The 21,651-nt window shown below is 41.4% G+C and carries 18 protein-coding genes and 1 pseudogene; all 19 read right to left on the reverse strand.

Annotation, left to right across the window (positions count from 1 at the left end; translation table 11 throughout):
• The 19 genes and pseudogenes from LXO72_RS03260 to dapA all read right to left on the reverse strand — a co-directional run bounded on the left by LXO72_RS03260 (window position 1) and on the right by dapA (window position 21,648).
• A pseudogene (locus tag LXO72_RS03260) lies at window positions 1-2,010 on the reverse strand (DUF1430 domain-containing protein).
• A gap of 219 nt (window positions 2,011-2,229) precedes the next feature.
• Window positions 2,230-3,219 carry a lipoate--protein ligase gene (locus LXO72_RS03265; protein ID WP_014713327.1) on the reverse strand — a complete coding sequence of 330 codons (990 nt, stop codon included), beginning with the start codon at window positions 3,217-3,219 and terminating at the stop codon, window positions 2,230-2,232.
• A 229-nt stretch (window positions 3,220-3,448) separates the two neighbouring features.
• On the reverse strand, window positions 3,449-5,152 hold the full coding sequence (gene lpdA, locus LXO72_RS03270) for a dihydrolipoyl dehydrogenase (RefSeq protein ID WP_125374084.1): 1,704 nt from the start codon (window positions 5,150-5,152) through the stop codon (window positions 3,449-3,451).
• A gap of 41 nt (window positions 5,153-5,193) precedes the next feature.
• The gene (locus LXO72_RS03275; protein ID WP_023026811.1) at window positions 5,194-6,237 is read right to left on the reverse strand and encodes a dihydrolipoamide acetyltransferase; all 1,044 of its coding nucleotides are present in this window, start codon (window positions 6,235-6,237) and stop codon (window positions 5,194-5,196) included.
• A gap of 221 nt (window positions 6,238-6,458) precedes the next feature.
• Window positions 6,459-7,451 (reverse strand): alpha-ketoacid dehydrogenase subunit beta, encoded by a 993-nt coding sequence (locus tag LXO72_RS03280; protein WP_023026810.1) that lies wholly within the window; start codon window positions 7,449-7,451, stop codon window positions 6,459-6,461.
• Between the two features lie 16 nt (window positions 7,452-7,467).
• Window positions 7,468-8,436 (reverse strand): thiamine pyrophosphate-dependent dehydrogenase E1 component subunit alpha, encoded by a 969-nt coding sequence (locus LXO72_RS03285; RefSeq protein ID WP_023026809.1) that lies wholly within the window; start codon window positions 8,434-8,436, stop codon window positions 7,468-7,470.
• Window positions 8,437-8,659: 223 nt separating this feature from the next.
• A complete protein-coding gene (locus LXO72_RS03290) occupies window positions 8,660-9,826 on the reverse strand; it encodes an ATP-grasp domain-containing protein (protein ID WP_233331513.1) in 1,167 nt (388 codons plus the stop codon).
• A gap of 21 nt (window positions 9,827-9,847) precedes the next feature.
• A complete protein-coding gene (locus LXO72_RS03295; protein WP_023023217.1) occupies window positions 9,848-10,588 on the reverse strand; it encodes an esterase family protein in 741 nt (246 codons plus the stop codon).
• Between the two features lie 39 nt (window positions 10,589-10,627).
• Window positions 10,628-11,455, reverse strand: a complete 828-nt coding sequence (locus LXO72_RS03300; RefSeq protein WP_023023215.1) for an alpha/beta hydrolase — start codon at window positions 11,453-11,455, stop codon at window positions 10,628-10,630.
• 94 nt (window positions 11,456-11,549) lie between these two features.
• The gene (gene trmFO, locus LXO72_RS03305) at window positions 11,550-12,884 is read right to left on the reverse strand and encodes a methylenetetrahydrofolate--tRNA-(uracil(54)-C(5))-methyltransferase (FADH(2)-oxidizing) TrmFO (RefSeq protein ID WP_233331514.1); all 1,335 of its coding nucleotides are present in this window, start codon (window positions 12,882-12,884) and stop codon (window positions 11,550-11,552) included.
• A 173-nt stretch (window positions 12,885-13,057) separates the two neighbouring features.
• Window positions 13,058-13,762 (reverse strand): DUF3307 domain-containing protein, encoded by a 705-nt coding sequence (locus LXO72_RS03310; RefSeq protein ID WP_233331515.1) that lies wholly within the window; start codon window positions 13,760-13,762, stop codon window positions 13,058-13,060.
• The gene (locus LXO72_RS03315) at window positions 13,746-14,423 is read right to left on the reverse strand and encodes a SatD family protein (protein WP_233331516.1); all 678 of its coding nucleotides are present in this window, start codon (window positions 14,421-14,423) and stop codon (window positions 13,746-13,748) included. The genes LXO72_RS03310 and LXO72_RS03315 overlap by 17 nt, the downstream gene beginning before the upstream one ends.
• Window positions 14,424-14,530: 107 nt before the next feature.
• Window positions 14,531-16,618, reverse strand: coding sequence for a type I DNA topoisomerase (topA, locus tag LXO72_RS03320; RefSeq protein WP_023026804.1), 2,088 nt, complete (start codon window positions 16,616-16,618; stop codon window positions 14,531-14,533).
• 92 nt (window positions 16,619-16,710) lie between these two features.
• On the reverse strand, window positions 16,711-17,553 hold the full coding sequence (dprA, locus tag LXO72_RS03325) for a DNA-processing protein DprA (protein ID WP_233331517.1): 843 nt from the start codon (window positions 17,551-17,553) through the stop codon (window positions 16,711-16,713).
• A gap of 76 nt (window positions 17,554-17,629) precedes the next feature.
• On the reverse strand, window positions 17,630-18,556 hold the full coding sequence (locus LXO72_RS03330; protein ID WP_233331518.1) for an ROK family protein: 927 nt from the start codon (window positions 18,554-18,556) through the stop codon (window positions 17,630-17,632).
• A 12-nt stretch (window positions 18,557-18,568) separates the two neighbouring features.
• Window positions 18,569-19,339, reverse strand: coding sequence for a ribonuclease HII (locus tag LXO72_RS03335; RefSeq protein WP_233331519.1), 771 nt, complete (start codon window positions 19,337-19,339; stop codon window positions 18,569-18,571).
• Window positions 19,326-20,177 (reverse strand): ribosome biogenesis GTPase YlqF, encoded by an 852-nt coding sequence (gene ylqF / locus LXO72_RS03340; protein ID WP_233331520.1) that lies wholly within the window; start codon window positions 20,175-20,177, stop codon window positions 19,326-19,328. The genes LXO72_RS03335 and ylqF overlap by 14 nt, the downstream gene beginning before the upstream one ends.
• Window positions 20,178-20,302: 125 nt before the next feature.
• A complete protein-coding gene (locus LXO72_RS03345) occupies window positions 20,303-20,641 on the reverse strand; it encodes an ATP cone domain-containing protein (protein WP_006597242.1) in 339 nt (112 codons plus the stop codon).
• Window positions 20,642-20,712: 71 nt separating this feature from the next.
• Entirely contained in the window at window positions 20,713-21,648 is a 936-nt protein-coding gene (gene dapA / locus LXO72_RS03350; protein WP_123160224.1) for a 4-hydroxy-tetrahydrodipicolinate synthase, read from the reverse strand.
• Window positions 21,649-21,651 lie beyond the last annotated feature (3 nt).

Below are 21,651 nucleotides of genomic sequence, written 5' to 3' on the forward strand. Positions count from 1 at the left end.
TTAGGCTCCTTTCAGTACAGTGGCTAACAAGTGGTCTTCTTTATGAGACCGGTACAGGAGAATGAACCAAGCATTAGTAATAAATAGAAAGAGAGTGGCAAGAGCAATCCACCATTCTTGAGTGAGAAGGAATGTCAGGAGGCTTCCTAATAGTAAGAGGATACTTTCTGAAAGCAAAATCATTTGGTGAATGTTTACAAATCCTAGACCTGCAATCTTCTTCAAGAAGATTGGTCTTCTAAACTCTTCAAAATAGAGGAAATTCATGGTGTTAAAGAGTAGTATGGAAGTAGCTATTGCAAAGATTCCTCCTGCAATGATAATGAGATTCTCTAATTGAATGGATTGGATCATCTGCTGGTATACAGACGCCGCATAATCATATTGACTAACATTTTTTTCAAGATCATACTCAGCAACGAGCTTCTTACTATTCTCAAGTCAATTAAAATAAAGGTAGGAATTTAGTTGGGTGAAATAAGGATTCTCGTAGCCTCCAAAACTTTCAGGTTGAACAATCACTAAAACCGGATCGGTAAAGAATTGCTTATAGCTGATTGGTGTATTGTTGTAGATAAATCGTTTTTGGTTGTTAGGAAGATAGGTTACCCGTGCTTTCATCGATAAAGCGATGTTCCCTTGATCATCTCGAGGAGATAGATAATCTTCATATCGTTTGATCATCTCCTCTTCACGACTTTTTAGTTTTTCCGGAAGTAAGAGACCAAATTCTCCTGCTTGTAAATGATTTAAGTGTTCTTTTCCTTCAGGAGAAACTGGAACATTCTGAATATCAAGATAATTTGGAGTTACATAGAGAGTTCGTGCAAGAGGATCATAATCTGTAATTGAAAACTCTTTACCTGTACTAGGATCCGTCATAACTCCTTTTGAGCTAAAAGATACGAGATTATGATAAGCTAAAAGACCACCATTTTCAATACCAGACTCGATGAGCTTAGACCATTTCTTACCATTTTCCTTCATAGTCTCTTTGCTGGTAATCTGATAGAAATATTCTCGATTTGTACTAATTTGAACCCAATTTGATTGTTTAGACCAAGCCTCACTTCCCTCTTGGTAAGTTTGCCAGACGGATCCATAAATACTGATTCGATGAACTGCAAGACCAATTAGTGTGACAGCAAGAAATTGACAAATAAAGAGGAAGAGCAAAATGCGCTTTAATGGAACTTTCCCTTTTAGAAGGGTGACTAAATGCATTGTTTGAATACTATATGCAAAGAGGAAGGATAAGATAGCAGATAAAATAAGTAACATCCCATTGTAAATAATACTACTCGAAATGATGACGGAATAGGTAAAAGGTGTTAATTGAAAGGAATAAATCAGAACCGCACCCATTATACTTGTGGCAATACATCCAAAAAGCAACTCTATACTATCATCTTTTAAAGAATGTCCGAAAAGCTGCAAGCGTCTCATTCCTGAGATATATCGAATCCCAGCGCTTCTCATTTCAAGTGTTTTCTGGATAATCGTCAAAGCGCTAAAACTAATGATAAAAATAACCAAGGCAAGTGATTGTGAACCTGAGCCAAAAAAGGCAATAAAGGTCTGCAGAGGATTTGGTTTCTCTATAAAAGTTTGTGAGAAACCAAGAGTATGAAGCGTTTGATCCAGCTTTTCAGTTTCTAAATCACCTGTTAATACATAATAATTCACTACCAGGCTTTCATTGGCAGCCAGTTCTTTCTTCTCTCTTTTAATTCCAGAAGGAAGTTTTCCCTCTCCGTAGATATCATAGGTGAAAACAACCTGCCCTTTAGAATCTGTTCTTTGTATCTGACGAGCAATTATACTATGATTTTCCCTTGCCAAGAGATCTAAAGAGGTAGATAAGTCTTCATATTTGACGCTCTTTTCTTGTCTCAGCACACCTACTACCGGAAGACTGCGGTGGATAACCGTATTTGGAGAAATAAAGGCAATCCAAATCAAAAAGCTAGAGATGAAAAGGTTTGATAAAATAATAAAGACACGTTTCATATCATCACACTTTCTAAAGCAGAAAAGGAAAGTAATACCTAGCTAGTCAATTAATTTCGTCGTTTAGTGGTTACTGAGTATTAAAAAATCATATTTATATTTTTGTAATCGAATACATTTTTCCACCTTTACTATACTACAAAATCCTTAGTAAAACAATAATTTCTATGTGAAACTAGTTTCAAAAAAGAGACCCGCTTCTGCGAATCTCTTACGACTTTATTCCACCACTGCTTCAGCAATTTCTTCTGCAGTGATACCTGCAAAGTAACGGCCTAGATTAATGGTTTGAAGGGCTTTGAGGACGTCTTCACGTTCGTATTTAACGCCACGAAGAACATCTTCTACTGCTGCAACATCTTCGATACCAAAGAAGTCACCGTAAATCTTGATATCTTGAATTTTTGATTCAATGACATTAGCGAAGATTTCCACTTTACCGCTAGGGAATTTAGTACCACGACGTACATTGTATTCAGGAGACTTTCCATAGTTCCAATCCCAGGTACCGAACTTAGTTTCCTTGATTCGATTAATTTCAGCCAATTCTTCATCCGAGAAGACATATTCTGTCATCTCAGGGTATTCTTTCTTCATGTAGTCCAAAAGTAGGTCACGGAACTCTTCCACCGTGATTTTTTCTGGCAACTCATCGATGATATTGGTCACACGAGCACGGACTGATTTAACCCCTTTGGACTCAAACTTGTCTTTAGATACCTTGAGAGCATTGGCAAGGACTGACAAATCAACGTCAAAAAGAAGGCAACCATGGTGCATAATCCGACCATTGATGTAAGCTTGGGCATTTCCACAGAATTTCTTGCCATCAATCTCTAAGTCGTTACGACCCGTGAATTCAGCCTTCACTCCAAGCTGAGCCAAGGTGTTGATCACAGGAGTTGAGAAGCTCTTGAAGTCAAAGGCCTTGTTTTCATCTTCTTTTGAAATGATGGTGTAGTTGAGGTTGTTCAAATCGTGATAAACAGCCCCACCACCACTGATTCGGCGAACCACTTCAATCCCATGCTCCCGAACGTAGTCACGGTTGATTTCTTCGATAGTATTTTGGTGGCGACCAACAATGATAGAAGGTTTGTTAATCCAAAGAAGGAAGATTTGATCTTCATCCAAGAGGTGCTTAAAAGCATACTCTTCTAAAGCAATATTAAAAGCAGTATCATTTGAATAATTAATAATGTATTTCATAGTAATTCCAAAAATTCGTTTTATAAATCCTACTCATAGTAAGATAAGCATTAGACAGAAATACTTGAATTTCACTTGAATTTTCTGAAGTAGTAAAAAGAAATGTAACGATAACTCGTTACATTTCTCGGAAAAATTGAGACAGGTAGCTCAATTTTTAGGCATGGAACTCTAAGAGAGGTCGCTGCCGTCCGTACTACTTTAAGAAAATTTAGTTGAAAGAATAGTATTATTTCTTCTTAGGTGAGTGAACTGCCAAGCCAAGTACATCCGCAAAAGCTTCGTACATCACTTCTGAGAAGGTTGGGTGACCATGGATAGTCTTGAGCATTTCTTCTACAGTGATTTCCATCTCAATGATAGTAGAAGCTTCGTTGATCAATTCAGCTGCTGCTGGACCAATGATGTGAACTCCAAGAACTTCACCGTATTTCTTGTCTGCAATGACCTTAACAAAACCTTGAGCTGCATCTGATGCAATGGCACGACCGTTAGCTGCAAAGTTGAATTTACCAATTTGGACATCGTATTTTTCACGAGCTTGTTCTTCTGTCAAACCAACTGCTGCTACTTCTGGAAGTGTGTAGATGGCTGCAGGAGTCAAGTTCAATTTAGCAACGGCATGGTTCCCTTTAAGAGCATTTTCAGCTGCTACTTCACCCATACGGAAAGCAGCGTGAGCCAACATCTTCGTACCGTTGATGTCACCTGGCGCATAGATACCTGGAACAGATGTTTCCATGTATTCATTGACCTTGATCCGACCACGGTCTAATTCAAACTCAACGTCACCGATTCCTTCAAGATCTGGAACACGACCGATTGAAAGAAGAGCTTTATTAGCGATGATATCGTCTTTGCCTTCAACCTTGATACGAAGTTTGCCATCTTCTTCAATGATTTCTTGCAGTTTGGTATCAGTCAAGATGGTCATTCCCTTGCGTTCAAGGATCAAGCGAAGATTTTTAGATACTTCCGCATCCATAGCTGGCACGATGCGGTCCATCATTTCGATAACCGTAACTTTAGAACCAAAGGTCATAAAGGCTTGACCAAGCTCGATACCGACAACTCCACCACCGATAATCACAAGGCTTTCTGGGACTTCGTTCATATCCAGGATATCGTCACTAGTCATCACAAGTGATGATTCCATACCAGGAACGTTAATCTTACTTACTTTTGAGCCACCAGCAAGGATGATTTTCTTAGTTTCAAGTAATTCAGAACCATTGACCAAGACATTCTTATCTTTCGTAATGGTACCGATACCCTTATGAACATCAACTCCATAGCTACGAAGAAGTCCTGCAACCCCGCCAACCAAAGTATTGACGACCTTGTTCTTGGTTTCAAGAACCTTGTCCATATCAACAGTGAAGTTAGGATTTTCAATCACGATTCCACGATTTGCCGCATGGCCGATATTTTCAATGATTTCAGCGTTATGAAGGTAAGTCTTAGTTGGGATACATCCGCGGTTCAAGCAAGTACCACCAAGTTCAGATTTCTCAACAAGAGCAACTTTACCACCCAATTGAGCTGCCTTGATAGCAGATACGTAACCAGCAGGTCCACCACCAATTACAACGATATCGTAAGCATCATCGCTCTTATTGTCATCATTTGAAGCACTTACTGTGGCTGGCGCTGGACTCGCTTCTGGTGCTGCTCCAGCTGTTGGGATGTTTTCCCCTTCTTCACCAAGGTAACCGATTACTTCAGTGACAGGAACAGTCTCGCCGTCCCCTTTCAAGATAGCAATCAAGTAGCCATCTTCTTCAGCTTCCAATTCCATGCTGACTTTATCTGTCATGATTTCAAGGAGAACTTCTCCTTCTTTAACAAATTCGCCGACTTTTTTATTCCACTGAACGATTTGTCCTTCGGTCATATCTACGCCGGCTTTTGGCATAATTACTTCTAAGGCCATTATATTTCCCTCTTTTTCTTGTTTCTATTCTCTCTCGTTGATTAGACCAACATTGAAATCGGGTCTTCAATCAAGGCTTTCAAGTCTTTCATGAATTTGGCACCAGCCATACCATCGACGACTCGGTGGTCAATGGTCAAGCCCAAGCTCATGATTGGACGAATGACGATTTCACCATTCACAACAACTGGTTTTTCAACAGTTGCGCTAACACCAAGGATGGCTGAGTTTGGTTGGTTGATAATCGGTCCAAATGATTGAACACCAAACATTCCCAAGTTACTGATGGTAAAGGTTGAATTTTGCAATTCACTTGGAGCTAATTTACCATCCAAAGTACGTCCGATAACATCCTTAAAGGCTACCACCAATTCTGACAAGGTCATCTTTTCTGCGTTGTAGACAACCGGTGTCATCAGACCATTGTCCATCCCAACCGCCATAGCCAAGTTGACATAGTTGTGAGTGATGATGGTTTTACCATCCTCCGTCAATGACGCATTGATGTATGGGTGTTTCATCAAGGTCTTAACAACTGCAAGAGAAAGCAAATCTGTTACAGTGACTTTCTTACCAGTTGCTTCCATGATTGGATCCAATACCTTCTTACGAAGAGCCAACATTTGAGACATATCGACGTCATAGTTCAATGTAAAGGTTGGTGCAGTCAAGTAAGATTCCACCATCCGTTGTGCAATCACTTTACGCATTGGTGTCATCGGAATCCGTTCGATCTCACCATAAGGTGTCACGTTATCAGGAACTTCTTCCACCTTCTCAATTTGAGCAGGTGACTTAATGGTATCCTTCTCAATATTCTCAGGAAGGAAAGCAAGAACATCCTTCTTCATGATCTTACCACGATGACCAGTTCCTTGGATTTCTTGCCAAGCAATATTGTGTTCTAAAGCAATTCGTTTTGCAAGTGGTGAAATGCGAACCACATTTGTGTCTTTATATGTTTCCACGTCTTCTTTGTGGACACGACCGTTTGCGCCTGAACCAGAAACATCATAGAGGTTGATCCCTAGATCATCCGCTAATTTTCTAGCCGCAGGAGTCGCTCTTAGCTTATCATCAGCCATGACCTCTCCTATTCTATTATAAGATACTAAGGGCGTCAAAAGTCAAAGTGAAAATAGGAAACTTGACGAAGAAACTTTAGTTTCTAGGAAAGTTTGTCTTTTTCACACAGACTTTAGCCCGAGTTCATTTATAAGATATTATGGACGCAGAGAACTTTGCATCATTAGATACAAAGTTTCTTCGTCTGAATTATTTCTAGTTACATAATTTATTTTATGTATCATTCTTTGTTGTAGGTTTTACGAATGGCATCTTTGATACTTTCAACTGTCGGAATCATTGCATTTTCAAGGTTTTGCGCGTAAGGCATTGGTACATCTTCCCCCGCACAACGACGGATTGGGGCATCCAAGTAATCAAATGCTTCTGATTCAGAAATAATAGCTGAAATTTCACCGATATAACCACTTGTTTTGTGAGCGTCATTGACAAGGACTACTTTTCCTGTTTTCTTGACAGAGTTAATGATGATTTCTTTATCAAGCGGAACCAAAGTACGTGGGTCTACTACTTCTACTGAAATGCCTTCTTCAGCTAATTCTTCAGCTGCTTGCATCACGCGACGAAGCATTTTTCCGTAGGTTACGACAGTTACATCAGTTCCTTCTCGTTTGATCTCTCCGACACCAAGTGGAATGGTATAGTCAGGATCTACAGGCACTTCACCTTTTTGGTTGAATTCTGATTTGTATTCAAGAATGATCACTGGGTTGTTGTCACGGATAGAAGACTTGAGAAGTCCTTTCATATCCGCTGGAGTTCCTGGAGCAACAACTTTCAAACCAGGAATATGGGTAAACCATGATTCCAAAGATTGGGAGTGTTGAGCTGCAGATCCAACTCCGTTACCAGCGGCACAGCGGACTGTCATCGGTACTTGCCCTTTTCCACCAAACATGTAACGCGTCTTAGCAGCTTGGTTGACGATAGCATCCATGGCAATCACGGAGAAATCCATGAAGGTCATATCAACGATTGGACGAAGTCCGGTCATGGCTGCACCAGCAGCTGCACCTGAGATAGCAGCCTCAGAAATTGGACAGTCACGGACACGTTCTGGACCGAATTCCTCTAGCATGCCTACGGAAGTTCCGAAGTCTCCACCGAAAACTCCGACATCTTCCCCCATCAACAATACATTTTCGTCGCGACGCATTTCCTCAGACATAGCAAGGATAATGGTATCGCGGAAAGACATTAATTTTGTTTCCATAATTCTCTACTCCCCCTTAGTCTGCGTAAATATCTTCGAAAGCTGATTCAAGTGGAGGGAATGGGCTTTCTTCCGCAAATTTCACTGAAGCTTCAACTGCTTCTTTCACTTCTTCTTGAATCTGATCCAATTCTTCTGCACTCGCAATTTCATTTTCAAGGAGATACTTGCGAAGGTTTTCAATCGGATCTTTCTTCTTCCACTCTTCGACTTCTTCACGGGTCCGGTATTTACCAGGGTCAGATGAAGAGTGTCCAAGCCAACGATAGGTGACACTTTCGATCAAGACAGGACCTTTACCAGAACGGACATGTTCAACAGCTTTTTGGAATCCTTCATAGACATCAATAACGTTGTTTCCATCAGGAATAAACATTCCAGGAATGCCGTAAGCAGCACTACGCTCATGGATGTGCTCCACATTGGTCATTTTCTTGATGTCAGCAGAGATCCCATAACCATTATTAATACAGTAGAAGATCACGGGAAGATTCCAGATTGAAGCCATATTGACCGCTTCGTGGAAGACACCTTCATTGGTTGCGCCATCACCAAAAAAGCAGACAACAATTTTTCCAGTTTTATGCATTTGTTGAGTAAGAGCAGCTCCTACAGCAATTCCCATACCACCACCGACGATACCGTTGGCACCGAGGTTACCGGCATCAAGGTCGGCAATATGCATAGAGCCACCCTTCCCTTTACAAGTACCAGTATACTTGCCAAGGATTTCAGCCATCATTCCATTCAGGTCGATCCCTTTAGCGATCGCTTGTCCGTGACCACGGTGGTTTGAAGTGAGCAGGTCATCCTCGTTCAAAGCTAGCATTGCTCCAACGTTGGCTGCTTCTTCACCAACAGAAAAGTGCGTCATTCCTGGCACTTTCCCTTTTTTTACTAACTGTGCAATTTTTAAGTCCATGCGACGGATTTCTTCCATTTTACGGAACATTTCCAATAAGAGACTTTTATCTAATGTTGCCATTATTTCGCCTTTCTTAGCATTTATTCATTCTCTTTCATTTTATCCAAAATTGAAAGCACTGTCAAAAAAAATGCTCAATTATCTTCACAAATCAAACTCTATAGAACATTGGTGTAATAGAGTTTTTCAACTGTTATATAAAAGATTCACAAAGTCATATATTGAGAAAATATTGATACTTAGGAATAAAAAAACCGATAGGAAAAGACCTATCGGCTCGCTTTTATTCAGCTCGTTGACCAAAGTCACGAATCATTTGTTCCAATTCCTCACGACTTGGAGTTGTTAACATGTAGAGATAGTCCCCTTGAAGCTCCGCAAAAGCTGCAGGCATGATCTTCTTCACTCGGAACTGGTGCTGGTATTTGGCCAAAACTTCTTCTTCTGAGAGAGCATAGCTTACATTAGCTCGACGAGAAGTCGCTAAGCAATAAAGAGGTTCAAATTCAGAAGCTGGGAAAGGTTCTCCTGCTACAATAGCTGCATACCCACGGTACAAGTCGATGGAGTGAGCATAATTGTATACATCGATTGTAAATCCACCTGCAGGTCGGTTATTGTACTCAATCGCAATATAGTCATCCCCATCACGGAAAAACTCAATATGGAAGAACCGCTCCTTCATACCAAAAGCTTTGACAATCGCTTCACCGTACTGACGCAATTTTGGATCCATCTCTTTGAGGACATAATAAGAGTTGTCCATCTTGTAGAGCATCAAGTCAAGTGGTGTATAGGCATAGTCAAAAGTGGTTGAAAAGACAATGTTTCCATCTCGATCCACTAAACCATCAAAGGTACAGATTTCACTAGAAGTAACGAATTTTTCAAAGAAATACTCTGTATGTCCATCCCATTCAGCTTTGAAATGATTCACATCTTCTGGTGTTTCGATTTTAAAGGTCGCTGCCGCTCCTACTCCGTTATCAGGCTTGGCAATCAATGGCAAACCAATCTTCTTCACAGCCTTGTCGATATCTTTTTCCGCTTTGATCACAGCACCAGGAACGACAGGAACTCCTGCTTTCTTGAAGAGTTTTTTCATTTCTGATTTAAACTTGGTTTTCTTTAAATCTTTTGGTTTGGCCCCAAAGACATTGAATTGCTCACGAAGTGCCGCATCCAATTCCAACCAGTATTCATTGTGAGATTCGATGCGATCGATTGGGCCATGTTTATAGAAGAGAAAGGCAGCTGCACGCTTCACTTCGTCCAAGTTTTCCATGTTATCGACACGGAAATACTCAGTCAAACTGTTGCGCAAAGGTTCGTCTAACTGCTCGTAAGGCTCTTGGCCGATCCCCAAGACAGTGATTCCTTTGTTAGCCAACTCAATGGTGAATTGTTGGAAATTTTGTGGATAATAAGGTGAAATAACAAGATAATTCATAGACGTCTCCTCCCTTTTGACTTATAAATACATTTGTCCTAAGAAGTATGGCATTTGCTTCCGCCACCAGTCCCAATCATGGGCTACATCGTGGCCCCACTCAGCAAACCAAGCAGGGATATTTTTGTGATCAAAGGCTTCCTTCAATTTATAGAAGGATGGAAGGCCATCTTGCTCCCATGCCCCAAGACCTGTACAGATAACAATTTCTGCCTGACGGTAACGATCGATAAACCAACCATCATTTTGATGCCAAATATAATCAGACGGAGAGTTTTGGTAAATCGCTTCATCTCCTCCAAACTCACCAACAAAGAAACGAGCATCATAGACACCACTCAAGGCAATGACTTTGTTGAAGACATCTGGGTGTTGCAAGAAGAAATTGAGCGCGTGGTAAGCTCCCATTGAGCAGCCGGTTGTCATCATTGGGTCAAACCAACCTGTTTTGTGCTTGATGAAAGGAATGGCCTCTTCAATAACATAGCGTTCATAGGCACGATGCATCTCTGCACGATCGTGAGGGTTTTTCCAATCACAAAGCCAGCTCTCACTATCGACACTCGAAAGGGTGAAAAATTGAACACGCCCTTCTTCAATAAACTGAGCACAAGCATCAATCATACCGAAGTCATAGTACTCATTATGGCTTCCACCAGATGAAGCGAAGACCACAATAGGAATCCCCGCATGACCATAGCGGTTTAGATACATTTCGCGGTTAAGTTGGCCACTCCAGTGGCTTAAATGTTCAATATTCATAAGTTCCCTCTTTCTCTTTATATATTTACTTTAAGATTATTAATCCCATTTTTCTGCCAAAAAGCGAAGGCATTCTGGTAGATGTTCAGCCCAGGCTTCTTCATGGTGGATCGCCCCAGATTGAATCCGAATGGCGATATTTTCTAAAGCAACTCCTTGTTGAATAACATCATGGTAATAACGAAGAGATGAGTCTATATAGGCTTGCTTGATATTCCCAGCCATTAACGTTTTATCAGTATCATCTGCCTCTTCAGTCCCTACATAGATGTATATACGTTGATCTGGATACAAGTTCTTACGCTCGATATAGCGATCAAAGGCTTCTTGATGCAACCAGTTGGCAGAGGAGAAGACTCCCAGACAACCGATTTGATCTTGGTATTCCAAGCCCAAAAATTGTGTGATGTTACCGCCTAATGAAGATCCAATCATAGCTGTATGTTCTCGATCAGCAAGAGTGCGATATTCTTGATCGATAAAAGGTTTGACCACATCCATGACAAACTCCCCATACTCGACGCCCTTGCCACCAAATTGCATACCAGGAATATTGGATTCCTTGTACTTCCAGGCAGAGTATTCGTTCATCCGTTGCAAGCCATCATTATCAATGGCAACAACAATCATGCGACTAATGTCTGGATTCCGCTTGATGGCTGGAATGACCTTCCAAGAGTGACCTACATAGGCTTCCTTACTATAGAAGACATTCTGTCCATCATGGAAATAAACGACAGGGTAGCGTCGATCAGTATCTGTTTCATAATTTTTAGGTAATAAGACTCGCACACGACGGAGTTTTCCGGTATAAGGCACTTTCAACTCGTGTGTCTTCATCTCTAAATAAAAATAGGATTTATTCATTGTCAGAAAACTCTCTATATTCTAAATTTTTATTTATTATACCATTTTTATAAGAAAAAGTATGGATTTCTCCAAACTTTTTCATTGATTGACTTTATTTTCCAATAAATCTTACCAGATCTTGTAAAGAACGTTCGGCAATTTTCTCGTAACGTTCCTTTTTATCCCGAATGCGTGGGCCATCTAGCTCTTTAATAATTCCAAAGTTGACATTCATGGGCTGGAAATGCTTGCTATCGGCATGGGTAATATAGTGAGCCAGACTTCCGATGGCTGTTGTTTCTGGGAAAATGGCTGCTTCCTCGCCTTTGAAGAGACGTGCCGCATTGATCCCAGCGACCAAGCCTGAGGCAGCTGATTCAACATAGCCCTCTACTCCTGTCATTTGACCTGCAAAGAAGAGGTTTAGTTGTTTCTTAGAACGGTAAGTCTGCTCAAGGAGATTTGGAGAGTCCATGTAAGAATTGCGGTGCATGACTCCATATCTCACAAACTCAGCGTTTTCCAAACCAGGGATCATTTGGAAGACCCGTTTTTGTTCGCCCCATTTGAGATGCGTTTGGAAACCGACGATATTGTAAAGGCTAGCAGCCGCATTGTCTTGGCGTAACTGAACGACTGCGTATGGTGTCTTGAACTCCCCATCCCGAGGCCCTTTGTAGTCATCCGGATACTCGAGTCCAACTGGCTTCATCGGACCATAGAGCATGGTTTTAATACCTCGTTTAGCCATGACTTCAATTGGCATACAACCTTCGAAATACTTTTCTTTTTCAAAAGAGTTAAGCGGGGCTTCTTCCGCATTGATCAAAGCCTCATGAAAATCCATAAACTCTTGTTTGGTCATTGGGCAGTTGAGATAAGCTGCTTCTCCTTTGTCATAACGTGACTTGAGATAAACCTTACTCATATCAACTGTATTGACATCGATGATAGGAGCTGCTGCATCGTAAAAGTAGAAGCCATCTCCTCCGTTAAGCTCATGAATCTTTTCAGCCAAAGCATCACTAGTTAGAGGACCCGTTGCGACCACTGTGATAGCATCCGTCGGTAATTCCGTGATTTCATCGCGAATCACTTCAATCAGAGGGTGTTGGGACACCTTCTCTGTTACCCGCTTAGCAAAGCCTTCGCGATCCACAGCGAGTGCTCCACCAGCCGGCACTCGAGTTGCTTCAGCTGCCTCCAGAATGACAGAACCAAGACGACGCATTTCTTCCTTGAGGAGACCAACAGCATTGGTTAACGAATCCCCACGAAGAGAGTTCGAACAAACTAGCTCAGCAAAGTTGTCTGTTTTGTGTTGCGGAGTGGATTTGACCCCACGCATTTCATAGAGCTTTACAGGAATTCCCTGTTGGGCAATCTGGTAAGCTGCTTCCGAGCCAGCAAGGCCCGCACCGATAACATTGATATAAGATTGAGACATGACACTAATACCTCTTTGGGTGGAACCTAAGTTCATATCAAAACAACTATCTGGACTGTTTGACACCCACAAATCTTTCTAAATTGATACTTGGTCCATTATACCAAAAAGGGCATAAAAAAGACAGGGAGGCTAATCCTTCCTGTCTGGTCTATCGACTGTTAGTTGTTTTCTTATAAACACAACCAGGCTGCTAAGAGGGCAGATAGAATACTGAATAAGGACCCAATCAAGTAATATTCCGCGAAGGCTGGGTTCTCTGAAATTTTATTGTAGCGAGCGATGGATTTGGCTGTAAAGACTAGGCCGATAGAAGCAAATTGTCCATACACGAGACAGGCGCCGATAATCAACCGCTCTAAAAAACCAATCATGGAACCAGCCCCAGTGATGGTATCCATTTTATCCTCCATCGTTGGCTGGTACTTAGCAAAGAGAATTTTAAAGACAATATTGGTCGGTTTTCCCACTAGGAGGACATAAAAAATTAGATTTAAACTGTCCAAAGGCAGATAGGTAGTGCCGTTTTTAGCTCCAAAAAGGACAAGGCAAGTAATGATACCGATATGCAAGAATTGATCCAGCGCAAAAGTCCATGAGGTTGTTAAATTCCATTGTTTTTGCACCCAAGGCTTGCTGTAATCAATCCCTGCATGAGTTAGCAAAATGATCAAGCAAATCCACCATAGGTCCAGGTGACAGAGGGAAACGACGATTAGGGGAAGAGCTACATAGAGAATATGAAGGCCTAGAACCTTCTTATCACGATCCTTGCGATCCGCCATCTTTTGACTTTGAAAATAATAATCCGATAACAAATGACAAATCAACAAAAGAATCAAGTATGGACTCATTACAATACTAGACAATCCGGTCATAAGCCTCTCCTTTCGCTAGAGCTTGTATACTAGTAAGGGCAGCTGCTCTCCCCCGTAGATACACACGAATACTACTACTCTTCAAGCGTTTAGACAGTGCGCTTGGATTGATATCTAGTGATTGAGCTAAGTCTTGCTGACTAAAATTCTCACTGTATACAAATCTCTTAAGAAGATCTAGCAGGATTTCTTCCTGACTGCCACGCCAACCCGAACGAATGGCTTCTCCTGAAGCAATGAGGGCGTTCACCAATAAGTCCTTGCTGTCGTTCCCGCTTGAAAAATAAATCTGGGTATTGCCGTAGTCATTTTTCTGATGAACCAGATTGATGGCCGCGCGTGCGTTCCAATAGGCTGGACCATCTGCCCCAATACTTTGCAAGGGATCAATAGCTGTTACAATCTCTCCAAGTCCGATACCAAAACGTAGTTGAGTCGGGATTAGTTCTGAACGCAGGCTATCGATGATTTGAAAAACTGGAGCATCCACTTTTAAAAGCGCCTGAAACTCATCGCCAAGGGTCAAGGTAAAACAGGATGCCAAATAATCTCCAAATAGTTCATTCATCTTTCGAAGCGCTTTTTCTAACTGTTTTTGCAGGTTGAAACGTTCTTGAACCATTTTAGAATCAATGACATCTGCAATCAAAGCAAGATACATAAGCCCACCTCCTTATGTCTATTATAACGAAAAAAAGTAAAAATGTCTATTATAACAGACATTTAATAAAATTGCCGTTATAATAGACATAGAATCATTCTAAAAACTTATTTCACTTTTTCTTCTTCGTAGTCCCCATTGCTACATACAACTTGCTTCCCGCCACCACGGACTTTCTTTTCAACCAAATACTGACCACATTTTGGACAGTCACGGCCAATTGGCTTGTCCCAAGAAGTGAATTCACATTCTGGATAGCGATTGCATCCATAGAAGATACGGTTCCGTTTGGTTTTACGCTCGATGATTTGGCCCTGATGACAGTTAGGACATTCCACCCCAATTTCTTTGACAATCGCTTGGGTATGGCGACAATCTGGGAAGTTACTACAAGCATAGAACTTACCATAACGTCCTAATTTGATGACCATGGGACTTCCACAAACCTCACAGTCAAAACCAGCCGCCTCATCCTTGATTTGGATTTTCTCCATCTCTTCTTCAGCCTTGGCTACTTCTTTTTTAAAAGGTTGGTAGAAAGAATCGATAACCTTTTGCCACTGCTCTTTCCCAAGTTCGACATCATCTAGTTTCCCTTCCATCTCAGCAGTAAAGGTTACATTGACGATATCTGGGAAGAATTCAACGATCAGTTTATTGACGATTTCCCCTAACTCGGTTGGCTCGAAGCGTTTGGCTACAAGCTTCACGTAATAGCGTTTTTGAATGGTCTCAATCGTTGGTGCATAAGTTGAAGGACGTCCCACTCCATTTTCTTCCAACGTCTTAATCAAGGTCGCTTCAGAATAACGGGCTGGTGGTTGGGTAAAGTGCTGTTCAGGTTTGCTATTGACCTGAGTGACGGTATCCCCTTCTTCCATATCCGGTAACATCTTGTTCTTATCCGAATCATTGTAAATCGCTAAATAACCGTCAAATTTCACCTGACTACCATTCGCTGTATATTGGACCCCATTTTGCCCCAAACGGACATTCATAGTGTCAAATACAGCTGCTGTCATCTGGCTAGCCACAAAACGGTTCCAGATCAAGGTGTAGAGCTTGAGTTGGTCCTTGTCTAGGTACTTAGCAATTTTCTCAGGCGTATTGTAAACACTAGAAGGACGAATAGCTTCATGGGCATCTTGGGCACCAGAAGCATTTTTGACCCGGCTTCCATGCTTGGAATACTTCTCTCCAAATCGATCAACGATAAAGCTAGCTGCTTCATTTTGAGCGACTGGACTAATCCGAGTCGAGTCCGTACGCATATAAGTGATCAAACCTTGAACACCTGATCCAATATTGATTCCTTCATACAACTGCTGAGCCACCATCATGGTCTTACGAGTACGGAAGTTAATCTTATTGGCTGCATCCATCTGCATAGAAGAAGTTGTGTAAGGAAGGGGCGCATTGCGTTTGCGTTCCTTTTTCTCAACTTTTTCAACGATATACTCTTTCCCATCGAGATGCGAAAGAACAGCTTTCACATCCTCCTGGTTTTGAAGTTTCATCTTCTTGCCATTCATTCCATAGAAATTGGCTTGAAACTGCTTGGTTCCCTTTTTAAAGGTTCCATCAATTGTCCAGTATTCTTCTGGTTGGAAGGCATTGATTTCTTCTTCCCGGTCAATGATCAATTTAAGAGCAACTGACTGCACCCGACCAGCAGAAAGCCCCTTTTTCACCTTTTTCCATAGAATTGGTGAAATCGAGTACCCTACAATCCGGTCCAAGACACGGCGTGCTTGTTGAGCATCTACCAGATCCATATCAATCTTACGGGGTTCTTGAAAGGCATTTTTTACCGCATCCTTAGTAATTTCATTGAAAACGACACGGTTCTTATCTTCCTTATCCAACTGAAGAATATGGGCCAAGTGCCAAGAAATAGCTTCTCCTTCACGGTCCGGGTCACTTGCGAGAAAGACTTGTTTGGCCTTTTTAGCCTCTTTTTTCAATTCATTGATCAAAGGACCTTTTCCGCGAATATTAATGTATTCAGGTTCATAATTGTTATCAAAATCAATGGACATGGTAGATTTTTTCAAGTCACGAATATGCCCCACACTGGCCATGACCTTATAATTTCTACCAAGATATTTTTCAATTGTCTTCGCTTTCGCAGGAGACTCCACAATGACTAAATTCTTTTTAGCTGTTGTGGTTTTCTTTTTTGTTTTAGTAGCCACTTTTTTACCTCTATTTTGTAATAAACCTCATAGAGTGTAAACTATTTTTTTCGGGATGTCAACCATGAAGTTCTCCTATAGGAAAACTCATTTTAAAATTCAAACTCATCTAGGACATCTCTTCCACTGGTCACAAGCTTTGCTCCTTCTTGAATGAGGTGATGACAACCGTCAGAACGACCATCCAATATAGAACCTGGAATAGCGAAAACATCACGACCTTCTTCCATGGCACGCTCACAGGTGATCAGACTCCCAGACCGCATCCGCGCTTCTGCCACAATCACCGCTCTGGAAAGGCCAGCAATAATCCGATTACGCTCTGGAAAATGGTGTTTTTGAGGGCCTTGGCCAGGACCGTATTCTGTTAAAACCAAATGGCTCCCACTCATGTAATTCTGCAACTGTTTATTGGATCTAGGATAGAAGACATCTAACCCAGTACCAATCACACCAATTGTTTTTCCTCCATTTCGAATAGCCGCATAATGAGCCGCAGCATCTATCCCCTTGGCTAATCCACTCACCACAATCAATTCGTTGTTTAACTCGTTAATAATTTTTTCGACAGATTGAATCCCTGTGCGGCTGCAGGATCGACTCCCCACGACTGCTATTTTTGGATGTTTAAGAAGGTCAATGTTACCTGAGTAAAACAACAAAACAGGTGGATTATGCATCCAAAGAAGTTCTTCAGGATATTCTGGATCCATAATGGATATCGAATCAAACTCCTTGAACTCTTCCCTCAAGACCTTGTCATCAATCCGAATATATCGTTCCATAAAAAGTGTTTGATTGCGACATCCTGCAATTTCTGCCATTAATTCTAAAGAAGGCCATTCCCCATTCATTTCCCAGTAATTGACAATGCTAAAAACCTGTAGATTAGACAGGCCAGCAACCTTTAATTTATAAAGTTCATATTTGTTCATTCGTAAACCTCATTTTCTACTATCTATTTATAATATTCGTAAAAGAAAACAAAAAAAGCTCTAAAAATAGAACTTTTTAATGATTTTCTACAATATTAAAATGACAAACGGCCCCCAAAAGGTTACTTGAGTTGTGGTAACGAGCTGCTTGAATCTCTAGTAAAGAAAATCGTTGCTCACTACTTTCCTCAAACAACAATTTATACTGATGGTTGATTTCTTCTAAAAGAAGGTCTTGGCTACTAATTCCTCCACCAATCGTCACTTTTTCAAGCCGAACAAGTGACTGAAGATTATAGATCAGGATTGCAATTTCCCGACAATAAGAAATAAATAAGTCTTGTAACTCCCCATGATAACCAGCGTGAAGGGCTTCAAAAACCTGGATGCCATCCTCTTCCGGCAGTTGCAAGAGCTGGCTGGCTTGGTCTACAAAGTTGACAGCTGAGCCTAAATTTTGAACCAAACTGGAAATCCCATGCTTCAAAATCTCTCTCTGAAATTGTTTTTGTTCTGGAGTTGTTGGTGGCTCCTCTGGATTCGGCCAACGAAGATAATCCTTGAGATGCAAAGTAGAAATTAAAGAACCATTGGAAGTCAAGGCTAATCCTACGCCAGTTCCCAATACAAAGGTTGCACCACAGTAACAATCTTGGAGGTTTCCAATTCGAGCTTCTGCCAAACCCGCAGCATCTCCGTCGTTGAGGACGGTCACAGGAACTTGAAACATCTTATTTAAACGAGAAGCTAAAGGAATATTCCTCAAATAAGGAATTAGGCCACCTTTAAAGACAAAACCAAGTCGACTATTGATTTCACCTGGACATGAGATGGCAATCCCTGTAATTTGATTCTGGAACGAGCAAATCACGCGCTCGAGGGCTTCCCAGAAGTCCTCAATACTATCTGGTGTCGGGACTTTAGAGGAATCGCTCACTTGATAGGCTTCATCGACTAAGCCATATTTAATAAAGGTTCCTCCGATATCAAAGGCTAAGAGCATTTTCTTCTCCTCCTAGTCAACAGCAGTCATGGACTTAATGGGTTCGAAGCTTCGACGATGAATTGGACTAACCCCTTGTTTTTCCAATCCTTCAAGATGCTTGGTGGTCCCATAGCCCGCATTCTGTGCAAAATCATAACCTGGATACTCTTGGTCATATGTCGCCATCATCTGATCCCGTGTCACCTTAGCCACTATAGAAGCTGCCGCGATAGACAAGGAATTAGCATCTCCCTTGATGATGGAGGTCTGAGAAATAGGAAGATCCAATTTCATGGCATCGATCAAGAGATGTTGAGGCTGTGGCTCCAATTCGTGAATAGCCTCTAGCATAGCTAATTTCGTCGCTTCATAGATGTTTACCTGATCAATAACATGATTGTCTTTTACCCCAATCCCAACCGAAATAGCCTGATCCAAAACCGCTTGGTAAATAGCTTGGTGCTTAGATTTAGGAATTTTCTTGCTATCGTTTAAACCTGGAATTTTACAATTTTTAGGCAAAATAACAGCTGCGGCGACGACAGGCCCAGCTAAAGGGCCTCGTCCCACTTCATCCACTCCTGCAATGAGCTGAATCCCTTGGGCATATAATTCTTTTTCATAGGTGAGCATTTTTTCTAAACGCAGGTCTTCGTCTACTTGTTTTTGGAGTTCACGTTTTCGTTTGTTGATGGCCGACTGAACGCCCGCTCGAGCATCATAGATTAACTCTTCAAACAAGGGATGATCCAGCCTATCAATCGTTGCCAAACGATCTTTGACTTCTTTAATCGTTGGCATCCACTTCACCTACACGATCAAGGGTATAGCGACCCAAACGACCATCTCGTACATCCTTGACGAACAAGCTGTAAAAGCGATCGTAATCATCTCGGAAGCCTAAGCGTTGGGTCATCTCCATGATGATTTCCGGTGCTTCCTGCTCCAAATTCATTTGCTTATAGCGTTCTTGCAACTCTTTTGGGTAGTAGGATTTAAAATACTCCAGACCAAAAATGGTCACCTCATCCATAGGCAATAACTGATCCTTAATGGCACCCGTTAAAGCTAATTTTAGAGCTACATCTTCATCTTCAAATTTTGGCCAAAGAATCCCTGGGGTATCCAAGATTTCGAGGTCCTTATTGGTTTTCAACCACTGTTGTCCCTTGGTTACACCTGGTTTATTTCCAACTACGGCAATCTTTTTCCCTGCTAAACGATTCATCAGCGTTGATTTCCCAGCGTTGGGAATCCCAATAATCATGGTCCGAAGAGTTTCAATCTGAATCCCTCGCTCCTTTTGGCGAGCAATTTTATCTGCCATTAAGCTCTTAGCAGCATCTGTTACTTTTTTGACTGTCGACTGCTCTTTGGAGTTGATGGCCAGGGTTTTGATTCCTTGAGATTCGAAATACTCCTGCCATTCTTTTGTTGCGACAGGATCAGCCAAGTCAACCTTGTTCAAAATCATCAATTTAGGCTTGTCACCAACAATTTTTGTTAACATGGGATTTTGACTGGATAGTGGCAAACGAGCGTCCACCAGAACAGTCACAAAATCCACGAATTTTAAATTTTCCTGTACTTGTCTTCTAGCTTTGGACATATGTCCAGGAAACCATTGAATAATCGCCATGAAATGAAATCCTTTCAAAATTCAATCATATCTATTATACCATGAAATACGGTATTTCTTTTATAAAACTGCTTCCCATTTTTACAAACAAAAACGAAGCTACATCTGTAACTTCGTTTCTTATTTTAGCGAATTTGCTCAAAATGCAAGTGAACAGCGATGTGATCTCCATAACCACTCCGTTCCAAATCACGTTGCAAGCGATAAGAAATATAGTGTTCAGCAATGGTAATATAACCAGCGCCAAGTAAGCGGTGTTCAACCATTGACTGGATCATGCTGATAGTCGCACGTTCTACTTTAGCTTCTTCCAGATCCATCACAACTTTCTTGGTCACTTGCGCCAAGTTTTGGCGAAGATCATCCGTTAAGACATAGACTGTTTGAGCCGCTTTTAAAACAGCTTGGTAGATTTTATCTGGATCAAATTCTACTACTTCACCACTACGTTTAATGACTTCCATCTTTTTCTCCTTGGTCTTCAATATACTTCTATTATCTTAATAAATAGGAGATTTGTCAAGAATCTAAAATATCAATAATCCGGACGAAGAACTCCCGTGATGATTTCTTTCGATGCGTGGTAATCCCCATCCACTACAACCTTGATGATGCGTTTCGCTTCCTCAGCAGGGGCTGGAACTAATGGTAAACGAGTAGGCCCTGCTTCAAAGCCCATATAGTTCAAGACTGCTTTAACTGGTGCTGGACTTGGATAAGAAAAGAGAGCATTAACTTTAGGGATAAATTGGCGCTGAATAGCCGCTGCCTTTTTAATATCATTGTGCTCAATCGCTTGGAACATTTCGTGCATTTCATCCCCATTGGTATGGGAAGCTACTGAAATGACACCGTCTGCCCCTAAGTTCATGGCGTGGAAAGCATCTCCATCCTCTCCCGTATAAATGAGGAACTCTTCTGGCTTATGCTCAATTAAATAAGCCATATTGGCAAGAGTCGTACATTCTTTGACCCCGATGATATTTGGATGTTCGGCCAAACGGAGCATGGTTTCTGGTGTCATTTCTACAACCACGCGCCCTGGGATGTTATAGATAATAATTGGCAAGTTAGAAGCGTCTGCAATAGCTTTAAAATGCTGATACATTCCTTCTTGAGAAGGTTTGTTGTAGTAAGGGACGATAGCTAACCCAGCAGCAAAACCTCCAAACTGATCTACTTCCTTTACAAACTCAATAGAATCTCGGGTTTCATTGGTCCCGACACCAGCAATCAAAGGAACCCGTCCGTTCACCACCTTTTGAACCGCTGCAAAGAGTTCTAATTCTTCATCGTGTGTCAGTGTCGGACTTTCGGCCGTGGTACCAGCTAAAAGAATTCCGTCCGTATGGTGAGCTAAGAGGTGCTCAATCAAAGGAGGAATAGCTTCAAAGTTGATCGAGCCATCTTCGTGAAAAGGGGTGATAAAGGCGGTAATCATTTTACAATCTTTTAAATCTTGATAAGACATAGA

It is taken from the genome of Streptococcus sp. XMC (genome assembly GCF_021341835.1).
Classification (GTDB): domain Bacteria; phylum Bacillota; class Bacilli; order Lactobacillales; family Streptococcaceae; genus Streptococcus.